Origin of the sequence: Acinetobacter gyllenbergii, assembly GCF_001682515.1 — a bacterium.
In the GTDB taxonomy this organism is placed as follows: domain Bacteria; phylum Pseudomonadota; class Gammaproteobacteria; order Pseudomonadales; family Moraxellaceae; genus Acinetobacter; species Acinetobacter gyllenbergii.
Genome location: NZ_KV575261.1, coordinates 48329 through 61348, shown reverse-complemented (window position 1 = coordinate 61348; position 13020 = coordinate 48329). Strand labels below are relative to the sequence as shown.

The window sequence follows — 13020 nt, the reverse complement described above, 5'->3', positions numbered from 1 at the left end:
TTGAGCTTCAAGTCAGAATGAGATTAAGAGTGGAGGTGCTCGACCTTGAGGGGTGAGAAAGAGTTGTTGAAGCTGAAAGAAAACATGGAAATAGTTTTCAATAAAGGCCAGAAAGCGAACCTGAATCCTAACGAGAATGTGTTTTAGATCAAGATCAGGTAAAGGGAGTACATGGCTATACACCACACAATATTGACATTGGTGATTAGCATCATGGTGATGATGCTGATTAAACGGTGTTTTCGCTTCAGCTGAAAATTTATGCTGTTGATGTTCCATATCATGTGGTGAGTTAAGCATATGATCATGCTGATTCACTATATGATGGCTATGGAATGCAGAGGTAGAATGATGGTCTTGTAATAAAATTTGGGCAATAGTCTCACATACTGGAGAAACTTGATATTTCTCTGGCAGCAAGGGCTGTAAGAATACAGCGATTTGTAAAAAGATCGCATAGAACCCAAGCAATCTTCCAAGCATCAACACCCGATTGATCTCTTTTTGGAAATCATTGGAGAAATACTATAACAAAGAAATCTTTTTTTTAAAGGGGATACTTAATAATTCTTAATGAATAATGATAAGTTTTCTTCGGTAATAATTATTATATTTCATTACTGTATGCGGCTTTTTGTTCAATTTATCGTTAAATTAGACTTAATAATTGTGAGTATATTTTGATTTTCGGCCTAAATTGTTTGGATCAAACTTGTTATTTATTCATAAATAAAAAATAGCTAATATGTTCGAAATTGAAAAAAATAGACGATGAGAATGAGAAAAGGCTTAAAGCTAGATCATGACGCACTTTTTATGCGGTTATTCTTCAAATCTTCATCTGAAGTTACAGATGAGGAGGTGGAGTATTATCGTGAGTATCCAGACCAAATTGATGAAGTTACCGCTCCAATTAGTATCCATAAATTTTTTCTCTGGGCCGGTGCACTTTTAGGCATTGCTATTGTTGCGATTGCAAAATTCCTAAAATATTCAGGCACATTAAGCTTTTTATCAGAAGACATTTTTGAATTTGTGATTGATATCATCTATGAAAGTGGGATTGCACTCATTGGTGCTGCGGTAACTGCTTATATGCTTGGTGTTGTGCTGAATAAGCAACAAGATAATGCTGCAAAGTGGCGTGAAGAAATTCGTCGAAGAATAAAAGATCGCACAGAATAATATATGACAATGCAATAGCTGGTTGTCTGGTTGCAATCATTTTTCACCCAGACAGTTTCGAGTTGTCTAGGTTTTGGTTAGATAATTATAGATCGACTGAATAATCGCATTTCTCAATGCCAGTGGCGCAATATTGACGGGTGGCTCAAGTACAGCAGCGTGTATTAACGATTCTAATAATTGAAGAATCATCCAAACCATCAGTGATTTATTTTTTTCTACAATTTCATCTTGATGTAATTCAACCAATCGATAAATTTCATGTCGAATTCCTGTTTCATCTTCAACGCGATTGATATCAAAAAATGGGAGCTTCTTTTCAAGTAGTTGATGTAATTCTGGCTCAAATGAATGTGCTGCAATGACAGCATCTACTAGGGATTCGATTCGCTGTTTTAAGGTTTGTGCATTTTGATGATCAATCACAGTTCGAAGTAAGTCATGAATGTGTTGGGTATGTTTTTTATGTAGCGCGACAATCAAAGCATCTTTATTGGGAAAGTATTGATAGAGAGAACCAATACTAATGCCTGCACGTTCTGCGACTAAATTGGTATTAAATTTTGCATAATCCATCTCTTTCAGAATTTCAGCTGCACTTTGTAATATCGCATCCACAGTCACTTTTGAACGACCTTGGCGAGGTATTTTTCTTGGTTTAAAGACCGTTTTCATATAAATAATTTAGACAGCTCAAATGTGAGCATTAACTCACTTTTTATAAAAACTTGCAATCTTATCGGTATGACAAAATATGAGTAATGACATAATTATTCTCAAATAAAGAAGTGAGTTAATTCATAACTTATTCATTTAAATAAATTAAAAAATAGCATTGCTAATGCGAGTATCTAATGTGAGCTTTTGCTCATATTATGAGTCTATCGTATGAATTCTTCAAATTATTGAGGAAACTAAAGCAATGAAGATCAAATTCTCCCTCGTACTTTCACTCGCGGCATTGAGTGGATTCAATGTCTATGCAAATAGCAATGTTGCAGAAAGCCCTGTTCAGTATCAACTGACCGCGGCCCCTCTAGTTCAGGTCGAAAAGAAGCAACTTATTGCGTCAGGAGTCTGGCTGATTCCTGATCCATATATTAACTATGTGCCTAATATTGGGATCATTGAAGGTAAAGATGCGATTTTAGTGATTGATACGGGTATGGGCATGCGAAATGGCCAACATGTTTATCAAGTTGCGAAAGATATTGCTAAAAATAGAAAAATTTACCTCACAACCACACATTTTCATCCAGAACATCAATTTGGCGCTGCAGAATTTAAAGATGCGATCTATATGATTAATCAAAAACAAGAAGAAGAACTCAAAGATAAAGGCGTTGATTATCTTCAGATGTTTAGAGCGTTTGGTCAGATCGAAAAAAGTGCGCTTGAGAAGGTAGTGATTCGTTATGCAGATAAAACCTATATCAATCGAACAATACTTGATTTAGGTGGTCGATTGGTCACTTTGCAGGAAATGCCAGCACATACACGGGGAGATCAAATTATTTATGATCAGACTTCTGGCACAGTATTTATGGGTGATCTGTATGAAAAAAGTTTTTATCCGATTATGCCTGATGCTGATGCAAAAGGGAGTGAATGGATTAAAGTCATTCAACAGACAATTGAAATGAAGCCGAAAATTGTTGTACCTGGGCATGGCAGGCTTGCAACAATTCAAGATCTACAAGTGTTTAAACAACATATGCATCGAGTGAAATCTTTGGTCAAACAGCACATTGCTTTAGGACTTAATCAGGATCAAATCATTCAGACCATATCACCAACTATTTATAGCGAATATCCAGATTGGAATAACCGAGTTTTTCTGCCATTCCAAATTGCAAACTTTTATGCGGAGTTAACGCAGCAAGCAATAGTTCTGCCAAGCTTGGTCAAAGAGTTACAGTCAGATTCAACCCAATAACTTTCTTAGGGAATACGATATGGAACTAAATTTAGAAAATTTTCCTACGGTAGAAATAACACATCAGCATCAGGGGAGTTTAATTGAATTTATTGAGCAATTAGATCAGCTATTACAGAAGCAGCAAGCTTTTGTATTGATTCGGCATTTACAGTCCAAGTTTAACGAACCATCGCCATCACAAGAGCAGTGGAAACAAGCGATTCAGTGGATCAAGGCCCATACGCAAGCATTAGCTATTGTAAAAGGATGGATTGAAATTACAGACATAGAGATTGAAGAAAGCGATTTGCTCCGTGATCAGAAAGTTTGGAAAATCCCTTTTTATAAAACGGATAGCTTCGATGAAGCTTTACAAATGAGTAAAAGCTTGTTGAATGATTTATAACCACATGTTTGAAGTCATATTTTAAAATTATGCTGGGTGATTTTAGTTATGATTTAGCGCAAATACGGGTGATAGATGATAGGCCAGTGTTTGTTGAAGACAACGCTCTAATCAAAGAAGAATCCAATGTCATTGTGCATTGGATCCATCGGCTGAAGATTTAATATTATTTATCCCAGTTTGCAGGAAGTAATTTTGCATAAACAGCGCCAATAAGGTCTATAAGTGAACCTGATTGGCCTCTAAATCCTGCAACAAAATAACCTTCAGGAATCAGGAAGGAGAAGGGGTTGCCGCCATTTCCACCACCTGAAATTTTTTGTCCGTTCGTAGCTTCGAATGACAGCTGATCCACTTTTGCCCCACTGCGGCCTGTTATTGATTTAAGCGATATGTCTGGGGTTAATTGAAGATCAAAACTTTGATTTCCACCATTCCCACCATGCTCTAATACGTATATTGAGTTGGTTGGATCTGAGTTTTCAAAAGTTGAAGCAATTCGATCCACATATGTTCCTGAACGTAGTTTTAAATTAACTAAACGGGTACGTTTTTGAAAGTATGAAGTTTGATTAACATCATTAAATACAGCACCTCCTGAACCTCCATGTAGGTCAGAATTAATAAAACTAAACTGTAATACAGGTTTACCTTCATTTAATGATGGAAGTTCAGGTAGTATGAAAACCTGATTTGGATTAAAAGAATAATCACTTTGTTGAATTTTTAATTTTGTTAAATCCGATTTAACTAGTTCTAATACATCTAGTAGCTTTTTGTCGCCATTAAATTTATAAAAATTATAAATTAAATTAAGATTTTCACACTGATTTTTTAGATTATCTACGTCTATGCCTTTTTTTGTAAAATTACCAGTTGGATCTGTGAAATAATTAACGTTCTTTCTCACCTGATTTAATACATCGGCTGGAAAGTTTGGGACATGATCATAACTTGTGGATGTATAGGAAATAATCGCGGGGTTATCAATTTCTTTGTCAAAAAAATCAAGTGCATATTTAATAATATTATTCTGATCAGGAAGATTAGGATTTTTTAGCCCTGAAACTATCTGTTGAAAAGTTACAGTTGAAGAAGATGATTTAGATACTTTTTCTATTTGTGCTTTAAAATCTAGTGAAAGTGAACCACCAGAAAGAGATATTCCACTGGCGGAAAACTGAGTTTCTAAGGCGAATCTTTGCTCTTTAGTTTCACAAATGAATGCATAGACAGCATAGTATTCTGCTCCGGTCGCTAGCTCTGAAATATATGAATCACCATAAGCTCTTACAAAATCATTTACCTCCTTTTCGGTTGTAGGTAATTTGATCCCACTTTTAATTGAGACATTATTTGTTCTATAGATATCCTGTTTATCAGAGGCCTTAATAACAATACATAAACTTTCTTTTGTAAGATTTAATTGATTTACTAAATTAACTTTTGCCTCACCTGAGAACCCAGCATATCCTGCTGAAATAGATGATGATATATTTAGTGACTGATAGATTTCCTGTAAGGATTTTGTGACTTTGTACTGTAGCTCACTTACCCCTGAGTTTTTAATTATGCTACCTTCAATAGCAGTATTAAGTGCCTGTGCAGTAACATTATTATATCCTTGAAACATAGCGGATGCTGTTGATAGACTAGATAAATCTAGATCTTGTTTTGAGTTCATGATATTTTCCTTTGATTATTAATATATTATTTAATTATTAAGTTTTATATCGCCTTTTGGGCTTTATTTTTATATCAAATTAGAAGTGACTTTTGTGTAAATTTTAATCAAAACTTATTTGTTTCCGATGAGTAGTATATTTATTTTTAAAATCTTTTAATAAGTTGGTTTAGTTCGATTAATCGTTTATATTATCTTGATTTTGTGTTTAATTGGTTTTTGTTCTATTTTTAATTTAATTTATTGATTTTTAAATGGTTAGGGGGAGTTTTATTAAATATAGGAACTACTCGTACAAGAGTGGAGATAATATTTTAGAATAAAACATCAGTATTTAGCTAAATAAATTCTATTTTAAAATTAAATAGCCAAAGATTCCAAGCTTTGATTGATATCTTTGGCTATCAGCACTTTAGTGTTAAACTAACATATCTAAATCATCAAAGCTCTCTAGTGTTTTTCCTGCATTGATATGCTTTTGATAATACTCAAGACGCACTTCATCTAAAATGCTACTGGAAAGACCAAGGTTCCAGTAACCTGTAACTTGTACATCCTTTTTAGGTAAAGATTTCTCTTCTACAAAGAATTGACGAATTGCTCTAGCTTCATTGCGTTCACAGGCAGCCCATACACTCAGATTTTTGATCTGTTTAAATTGATAGGCCGCTTTAAGTAATAGTCCCATCTTGCCAGCTTGATCTTGCTGTTCGCGAAGCAGTAAATGCATTTTTACCTTCACGTGTTTGGGAAGATATTCAAGCATCTGAGGATCATTGCTATCCACAAAAATGTCAGCGCTGATGTCATTTGGCCAAGATTGAAGAATTGAATAAAGGGCAGGAAGCGCAGTTTCGTCTGCAAACATCGCCACGTGATTATTCGTTTGAAAGTTGGGTACAAAATGTGGTCTTGGTCCAATCAGTTGGGTTTTGGTTCCAACTTGGGCTGAGTGTATCCATTGCATCGCAGGGCTATCATCTTCATGTTCGATCAAATCTATTTCGACTGTCTGCTGGTTTCGATCAAATGAACGAATGGTATATACACGCGTTATCGGGAGATCAGTTGGGCTTTGAGCAACCTCAAGACGTACTGCTAAATTTGGCTTTTCCCATAGTTCTGGTTGATGGGTTGTAATTTTTCCCTGAACTCTAAAGATATTTGGAAAAGGTTTAGAAAGTGCAGTGATCGTCATTTCAAGTTGTTGTAAACCCTTCATGTGATCATTTTGCTTAAGGATATTGCTATTTTTTGAGATCTGTTCTTGCTTTTTCATGATCATTTACTCAGCATTATTAAGTGAAATTTCACCAATTATGCATGATAATGATAATTATTTGCAATAATGTTTGCGTAAGCAGCACTAGAACAAAAACTTATTTCTGTTCTAGTGCTGTATTCTTAAAGCAAAGACTTATTAGAGTTTTTCTCTGATCCAGCCATATGCTGCCGCAAAGGGCAAGGCGGTTCTAGCTAAATAAGGAACATGCCATAAACCACCATGGTTGGCATTTTCCATAATCAGCTCCAATGGATGCGCGAGTTGTTTCTCTGGGTTGGTAGCACTATCAGGGTTATTTAAATCATGTACCCAAAGCGCTGCCATAATCGCATTTGTTGTTTCAGGGCTAAAGGTTTCAACTTTAAATAAGTCAGCACCTGCAAAGGCGGCTTTCAATATTGGATTTTTAACCACTGAGTGCGTCGTGGTAGAAGGGGCAATATTGATTACTGTCTTTTGTCCACGTGCACGGCTACGAATCGCAAACCATTGCTGAAGACGTTTGGCCAGTGCGTAGTTAGGCCCTTGTTCAATCACCATGCAATCTGAGATGCCGTATTGTTGACCATTATCTGATTCAATCAATTGTTCAGTGTTGGGTTTAAAAAAGTTGCTCAACGAAATATTGTGAATGGATTTGGTCAGTAGTTTTTCTAAAACTGGACGCTGCTGAATCTTGCTTTGAATTGAATGAACAACTGACTTTGGAATTGCATAAATATCAGTAGGAGTCAGCATAAACATGATACTGCTATCAGGTTTTTGTTGGCTCACTTGTTCCATAATGCTAATCATGGCTATGGAAACACGCACATGTTTTTCACCATCTAAATAAGCAATACCAGCCAGATCTAAAGACTCTTTAAAGGTATTGAGCCAATTCGCAATCTCGGGTGTTTGGGTTAATAAATTCGCACCGAGTTGTTTCTCTTGATTAGACAAGCTTAATTGTGGAGCGATTAAGGTGGCATTACCTTGTTGAACGGTTTGAGTGATTTTTTCCCAGATTTTAGGATTTGGCAAATCAATAGCGACAATATTGGCACGCCATTTTGCCAACCAACTTAAAGGACCTGCTTCAGATGCAGCACCAAACAGCACCATCGTTCGGGTAGATAAATCAAACCATTCTGGGTGTGCTTGCAGTAAACGTAATGCCTTAGCATGGCTTGGTTCTATGATCTGCTGTTTTTCCCATTGATCAATTTGTTCTAATAAGGCTTGGCCTTGTAAATTTTTGCCTTGGAATGGAATAGACCAAGGTTCAATGCTTGAGCAACCAGAGCCTTTGAGTATATAGGTATCAAAAGGCTGATCCTGAATACTTGACATCGCTTGTTCTAAAGTCGTTTGCTGTTCAGCTCGGTTATATGTAAATAATGCTTTTGCTGCATCTAAACCATGTTGAGCAATCAACAATGGGTTTTGGGTAGAGCGGATACCAGCTTGAACAAGCGCTTGAAAGTAGGCAGGGTATTTTTTCCGCCAATTTTTTTCAGAGTTCAGTTGAGTGGCATATGGTGAATCAACACTTTTAAGTGCAGCGAGCAAAATTTTCTTTGCTGTATGTGTGGTGCTGGGAGTCTTTTTACCTGACTGAATGGGAAATTGTATTCCATCAATTTTTGACTGTAATTTATTACTCAATTCTTTACTCCAAGCTATTGAATGCAAAAATTCAAAAAGTAGAGAGACGTTTTGCTACATCCATTTTACATTTCAGAATAAAGCCAAATCGCAGAATACAAAATAGCGAAAAATACGCAATTGGTGGGCTTTTCATGGGCATAGAAAATGGTGGAAAAATTTGTTTTAAATTTAAAAATTAAATTAATACAATTTGTTATATTTATTTTTTAAATTTTTTATCGATTATTTTGATAGGTAAAATATTACTTTATATATATTTAAGTAACTTTAATGAATAATCAATTGCAGTCCGATGTGCATCTTAAATCAATGACTAAGTAACACTACGTGGGATGATCGGTGCTCATTTCAAAGAGGATGAGGGAAATACAGGCATTGTTTTGACACAATTATTTTTCGCAAACTCAACAAACTTCTCTAATCCCATTGTCTCAGCTTTTATTTTACAGCGAGATATCACCCCATACATTGGATGTTTTTGATCATTAGTCATATAGTAATTTTTAACATGAACAAAAGAATAATAATGAAACAGGGTAGAATTCTCATCGCCATCATAGACATATTGGCTACCTGTAAAATGTATACGTAAAGCCTTAGTTTGGCTCATTAATTCATCTAAACTCTCTATGACCTCATGAGTACAGATTTCGAATGCTTTTGCTTCTTTTTTATCAAGATTTTTTAAATAATCACCAGCGCATTGTCTGATATACGCTTCATAAATCATTCCATTTTCTTTCTTAACTGAAAAATATTGATAACTTTTATTGGCCAGTGCCTTTATTTGATTTTTTTCAATAAATTCATTTCCATTGATTGTAATTAATGATTCTTGCACATCTTTATCCAGCAAAAGCGATAAGTTTTTTGCTGAGCAAATTGATGAACTAAGGCCCAAGCACATAAATAAGGGGAGGATTCGATAAGATAATAATTGATACAGTTTCATGTGTGCACCATAGAAGATATTACTTTGTTTTTATTAAGCTATTTCTTTCATTGCGTTGCATATAAAATTTTTATGCTAGTGAACTAGCATAAAAATTTGACTTAAATCTTTTTTATTGAAGTTTATCCTGCGTTTTGGTTTCAAAATCACTGGCATCGTGGCGTTCATGTAGTTGGGTTTCCAAGTCTCCGAAAGTACGGTTGACCATTCGTCCTCGTTGCACAGCGGGACGTGCCAGAATCGTATCTGCCCAGCGTTGTACATGTTTATATTGATCTACAGCTAGGAATTCATCTGCATTATAGACCCAACCTTTGACCAAACTGCCATACCAAGGAAAAGCCGCAATATCAGCAATGGAATATTCTGTACCAGCCAAATATTCATTTTTTGCTAAGTGTTGATCTAAAACATCCAATAAGCGCTTGGTTTCCATAGCAAAGCGATTAATGGCATATTCAATTTTCACAGGTGCATAAGCATAAAAATGCCCTAAACCACCACCGAGGTAGGGTGCGCTTCCCATTTGCCAAAATAGCCAGTTCAGACATTCGGTGCGTGCAGCGATATCTGTTGGGATAAAGGCTTTAAATTTTTCCGCCAAATAGAGCAAAATCGAACCGGATTCAAAAACACGGATTGGTGGATTCTGACTATGATCAACCAGTGCTGGAATTTTAGAGTTCGGATTAATTTCGACAAAGCCACTGCTGAATTGTTGACCTTCACCGATTTTAATCAACCACGCATCGTATTCGGCATCTGTGTGTCCCAATGCCAAAAGTTCCTCAAGCAAAATCGTGACTTTTTGTCCATTCGGTGTTGCCAAAGAATACAACTGCAATGGATGTTTACCGATGGGTAAGCGATGTTCATAACGGCTGCCGGATGTCGGCTGATTTAAATCGGTTTTTTCTCCAGTCCATTGCCAAATTTGTGGGGGAATATAGTTTGAATCACTCATTGTTATTTGCCATATGATCAACAGATCTTTCTAGTCTAGGCGAGCTGGCTCAAGATTGGGTAGCTTTTTTGTGGCAAAGCTTTATCCATTTTTCTGCAAATGTTATTTCAATTTTTCATTGCTCTAACGTAGGTTTAATCTTTTGAAAATGTTGATGAATCACATCAAGCCATGCCTGTACTGCAGGAGAAACTGGAAGATTCTTTTTCCATGCCATCGCCAAATGCCATTGAATGTTGGGCTTTTCCAGCGGGATTGCTGTGAATAAGGTGGGATCCAGCATATCGGTATAATATTTTGGTAGTAGGGCAATACCCATACGTTGTAGCACCATATCTGCCAGTAAGTTCCATTGACTGGTTCGGCAAGCAATACTCGGATAGAAACCATGTTGTTGGCAAGCATCTAAAATTATACTGTTGAGTGAGAAGTTTTCAGGAAACATTAAAAAAGATTGATATTGTAACTCTTCCAGATTTATTTTTTTTCGTGTGGCCCATGTTGCATCACTTCGCAATAGCACCATCAGTGGATAATCACACAGCTCGATACTATTGAAAATTTGCTGATCAAAGGGCTGCAATAACACCCCCACATCGAGTTCATTATTTAACAGGGCTTGCTCGATCCCTCGAGAACCGACTTCGAGAAAGGACAGCTCGATACGGGGCCATTGTTGGTGATAATCGAACAGGGCGGTGGTGAGCAGTTGAGCACCGAGTGGTGGCACACCGAGTTTTAAGGTGCCTGTATTTAATTGTTGATAATTTTCAATTTCTAAAAAGATATTTTGCTCAGCTTGCAGTAATCCTAAAGCATGTTGGTAAATACGCTGCCCAATTTCAGTCAGCTCAACTTGTCTTTTTCGACTATGTTCAGGCTTTACAAACAACTGTACCTGTAGTTGTTCTTCAAGCTGCTGCAGCATTTTACTGATGGTCGGCTGCGTTAGGGAGAGCGCTTCAGCGGTACGGGTAAAGCTTTTGCTTTTAACCAAATGAACAAAGCATTGTAATGATTTGAGAGAAAGCATAGTCAATCTAAAATTATTCCATTTATGCATAATTTTAGCATGAATAATTCATATTACATCGACGCAAAGTGGATAAGATAATCATGTTGTTCACCATTTGATGTTGTTAAATGAGTACCGAAGCTGTTTCTAAATCTCTCCCAAAAAATTCACTCTTGATGTTATTTAAACAAATTCTGATTCTTGCTGCATTTTGGTTGGCAGGTTATGTCTTAAACCAGAAACTGGGTATCCCGATTTCAGCAGGGATATTGGGAATGTTTCTACTGCTTTTCAGCTTGTTTTTTAAAGTGATTAAGATGGATCAAGTGGCAATGGGCGCGACCTTTATCTTAGGTGAGCTATTGCTGTTTTTTGTACCTGTGGTCGTTGCTGTCGTGCAATATAAAAGCCTGTTTATGACTGAAGGCTGGCAAATTGTCTTGAGTATCGCTGTTGGGACAATTTTAGTCATGTTGAGCACCTGTTTGACCATCCATTATTACAACCGCTTAAAGTCCTATCTACACGGACGTAAACACTTTCAACATAAGCATAGCTAAGGCAGTCAAAATGAATATGTGGTCAATTGTTTGTTTGATCTGGACGCTGCTTGCTTACATCGTGGCAAAGCGTATCTATCAAAAACACCCTCAACTATGGTTATCACCTGCGATTAGCGTGCCCGTCGTCACGATTCTGTTGATGGCGATCTTTGGAATTTCATATCAGACCTATGCACAAGATACGCAGTGGATTGTGAATTTACTCGGGCCAGCAACTGTTGCATTCGCCGTACCAATTTACCGTTATCGGGAAACGATCCGTAAAAATTTGGGTGTACTATCGATTGCGATTGTGGTCGGGATGAGTGTTGGTGTGATCTCTGCTTATGAAATGGCAAAGTTATTTCATTTTAGTCCCGAGGTAACCCAAAGTTTAATGGCTCGTTCCATTTCAACACCTTTTGCCATGATTTTGGCAGAAGATATCCATGGTTCAGCAGCTTTGGTTTCTTTATTTACAGTGATTACCGGGTTGGTCGGGATGGTTTGTGGTGATGCCATTTTAGCCATTACCAAAATCCGCTCCAATGTGGCAAACGGTGCTGCATTTGGTAATGCAGCACATGGTTTTGGCACGGTGAGAGCTCAGCAACGTAATAGTGAAGAAGGGGTAATCGCAAGTTTAACCATGGTGATTGCGGGTATTTTGATGGTGTTGGTTGGACCATTCGCGATACATTTATGGATGCTAATCTGAAGCATTAAAATGGCTTTTATAAATTTGAAATTTTAAAATGATAACGCCTTTTCAAAGCAACGAAGGGAAGGGCATTGGATGTTTAAACCTTTAGCATTCGATGCTTGTGAACGGAAGAAAAATTAAAAAAATACTTGAGAAAGAAAAAGAGGCGTTTTTATTCACTTATTTTTTGCTAAGATATTGCTAATAATTCTCATTCTCCTTTAAAAAATGTCTGATCCCATCAATACGCTCTATCGTCATCATCACTCTTGGCTATATCAATGGTTAAAGCGTCGTCTTAATCAGAGTGAGGATGCTGCGGATTTAGCCCATGACACCTTTATTCGTATTCTGAAACGTAAAGATCAATTGTATTTTGATCAGCCACGGGCACTTTTGACAACAGTTGCGAAAGGCCTGCTAATCAACTGGTATCAACGTAAATCAATAGAAAAAGCTTACTTGGAGGCGCTTGCAAGCCGAGCTGAATATGATGAAATTACACCTGAGCAAAAACTCTCAGCCATTGAATCTTTGTGTTTAATTAATCAATTACTCAACCAGTTACCAGAACGTCAACAGCAGGTCTTTATCTGGTCACAACTGGAAGGGCTTACACAACAGGAAATCGCAACGCGTTTGAATATTTCGACAAGAACGGTTATGCGAGATTTAGTGACTGTACTGACTCAATGTTTAGCAGTCATGGATTGATA

Annotated in this window: 14 protein-coding genes; 6 read left to right on the top strand and 8 right to left on the bottom strand. The window is 36.8% G+C overall.

Annotated elements, in window-relative coordinates; genetic code table 11:
• Positions 1 to 12 precede the first annotated feature (12 nt).
• Positions 13 to 483, bottom strand: a complete 471-nt coding sequence (locus NG55_RS00315) for a DUF2946 domain-containing protein (RefSeq protein ID WP_065341948.1) — start codon at positions 481 to 483, stop codon at positions 13 to 15.
• Positions 484 to 777: 294 nt separating this feature from the next.
• On the opposite strand from NG55_RS00315, the gene NG55_RS00310 reads away from it, so the two are divergent.
• Positions 778 to 1185 carry a hypothetical protein gene (locus NG55_RS00310; RefSeq protein ID WP_065341947.1) on the top strand — a complete coding sequence of 136 codons (408 nt, stop codon included), beginning with the start codon at positions 778 to 780 and terminating at the stop codon, positions 1183 to 1185.
• A 66-nt stretch (positions 1186 to 1251) separates the two neighbouring features.
• Here NG55_RS00310 and NG55_RS00305 read toward each other — a convergent pair whose 3' ends face one another.
• Complete coding sequence (locus NG55_RS00305) at positions 1252 to 1860, bottom strand: TetR/AcrR family transcriptional regulator (RefSeq protein WP_065341946.1); 609 nt, start codon at positions 1858 to 1860, stop codon at positions 1252 to 1254.
• 247 nt (positions 1861 to 2107) lie between these two features.
• Between NG55_RS00305 and NG55_RS00300 the strand changes: the two genes are divergently transcribed.
• Both NG55_RS00300 and NG55_RS00295 read left to right on the top strand, forming a co-directional pair.
• Positions 2108 to 3121: an MBL fold metallo-hydrolase gene (locus NG55_RS00300; protein ID WP_065341945.1), complete on the top strand. Its 1014-nt coding sequence runs from the start codon at positions 2108 to 2110 to the stop codon at positions 3119 to 3121.
• A 19-nt stretch (positions 3122 to 3140) separates the two neighbouring features.
• Positions 3141 to 3509 carry a hypothetical protein gene (locus NG55_RS00295; RefSeq protein ID WP_065341944.1) on the top strand — a complete coding sequence of 123 codons (369 nt, stop codon included), beginning with the start codon at positions 3141 to 3143 and terminating at the stop codon, positions 3507 to 3509.
• A gap of 166 nt (positions 3510 to 3675) precedes the next feature.
• Here the strand turns inward: NG55_RS00295 and NG55_RS00290 are convergent, their stop codons facing one another.
• The 6 genes from NG55_RS00290 to NG55_RS00265 form a co-directional block, all read right to left on the bottom strand.
• A complete protein-coding gene (locus tag NG55_RS00290) occupies positions 3676 to 5193 on the bottom strand; it encodes a jacalin-like lectin (protein ID WP_065341943.1) in 1518 nt (505 codons plus the stop codon).
• Positions 5194 to 5611: 418 nt separating this feature from the next.
• Positions 5612 to 6472, bottom strand: a complete 861-nt coding sequence (locus NG55_RS00285) for a siderophore-interacting protein (protein WP_065342680.1) — start codon at positions 6470 to 6472, stop codon at positions 5612 to 5614.
• Positions 6473 to 6613: 141 nt separating this feature from the next.
• Positions 6614 to 8125: a hypothetical protein gene (locus NG55_RS00280; protein ID WP_065341942.1), complete on the bottom strand. Its 1512-nt coding sequence runs from the start codon at positions 8123 to 8125 to the stop codon at positions 6614 to 6616.
• 346 nt (positions 8126 to 8471) lie between these two features.
• Complete coding sequence (locus NG55_RS00275; protein ID WP_065341941.1) at positions 8472 to 9080, bottom strand: hypothetical protein; 609 nt, start codon at positions 9078 to 9080, stop codon at positions 8472 to 8474.
• Between the two features lie 112 nt (positions 9081 to 9192).
• A complete protein-coding gene (gene yghU / locus NG55_RS00270; protein WP_065341940.1) occupies positions 9193 to 10044 on the bottom strand; it encodes a glutathione-dependent disulfide-bond oxidoreductase in 852 nt (283 codons plus the stop codon).
• Positions 10045 to 10159: 115 nt separating this feature from the next.
• A complete protein-coding gene (locus NG55_RS00265; protein WP_065341939.1) occupies positions 10160 to 11077 on the bottom strand; it encodes a LysR family transcriptional regulator in 918 nt (305 codons plus the stop codon).
• A gap of 110 nt (positions 11078 to 11187) precedes the next feature.
• Between NG55_RS00265 and NG55_RS00260 the strand changes: the two genes are divergently transcribed.
• From NG55_RS00260 to NG55_RS00250, 3 genes are all read left to right on the top strand, one after another.
• Complete coding sequence (locus NG55_RS00260; protein WP_016540123.1) at positions 11188 to 11619, top strand: CidA/LrgA family protein; 432 nt, start codon at positions 11188 to 11190, stop codon at positions 11617 to 11619.
• 10 nt (positions 11620 to 11629) lie between these two features.
• A complete protein-coding gene (locus NG55_RS00255) occupies positions 11630 to 12319 on the top strand; it encodes an LrgB family protein (RefSeq protein ID WP_065341938.1) in 690 nt (229 codons plus the stop codon).
• Between the two features lie 213 nt (positions 12320 to 12532).
• Entirely contained in the window at positions 12533 to 13018 is a 486-nt protein-coding gene (locus NG55_RS00250) for a sigma-70 family RNA polymerase sigma factor (protein WP_016540125.1), read from the top strand.
• Positions 13019 to 13020 lie beyond the last annotated feature (2 nt).

Coding starts and splice junctions, on each gene's coding strand:
- NG55_RS00285 (WP_065342680.1), bottom strand. CDS start 6,472: ATGAAAAAGCAAGAACAGATCTCAAAAAATAGCAATATCCTTAAGCAA.
- NG55_RS00310 (WP_065341947.1), top strand. CDS start 778: ATGAGAAAAGGCTTAAAGCTAGATCATGACGCACTTTTTATGCGGTTA.
- NG55_RS00315 (WP_065341948.1), bottom strand. CDS start 483: ATGCTTGGAAGATTGCTTGGGTTCTATGCGATCTTTTTACAAATCGCT.
- NG55_RS00275 (WP_065341941.1), bottom strand. CDS start 9,080: ATGAAACTGTATCAATTATTATCTTATCGAATCCTCCCCTTATTTATG.
- NG55_RS00305 (WP_065341946.1), bottom strand. CDS start 1,860: ATGAAAACGGTCTTTAAACCAAGAAAAATACCTCGCCAAGGTCGTTCA.
- NG55_RS00265 (WP_065341939.1), bottom strand. CDS start 11,077: ATGCTTTCTCTCAAATCATTACAATGCTTTGTTCATTTGGTTAAAAGC.
- NG55_RS00290 (WP_065341943.1), bottom strand. CDS start 5,193: ATGAACTCAAAACAAGATCTAGATTTATCTAGTCTATCAACAGCATCC.
- NG55_RS00260 (WP_016540123.1), top strand. CDS start 11,188: ATGAGTACCGAAGCTGTTTCTAAATCTCTCCCAAAAAATTCACTCTTG.
- yghU (WP_065341940.1), bottom strand. CDS start 10,044: ATGAGTGATTCAAACTATATTCCCCCACAAATTTGGCAATGGACTGGA.
- NG55_RS00255 (WP_065341938.1), top strand. CDS start 11,630: ATGAATATGTGGTCAATTGTTTGTTTGATCTGGACGCTGCTTGCTTAC.
- NG55_RS00300 (WP_065341945.1), top strand. CDS start 2,108: ATGAAGATCAAATTCTCCCTCGTACTTTCACTCGCGGCATTGAGTGGA.
- NG55_RS00295 (WP_065341944.1), top strand. CDS start 3,141: ATGGAACTAAATTTAGAAAATTTTCCTACGGTAGAAATAACACATCAG.
- NG55_RS00250 (WP_016540125.1), top strand. CDS start 12,533: ATGTCTGATCCCATCAATACGCTCTATCGTCATCATCACTCTTGGCTA.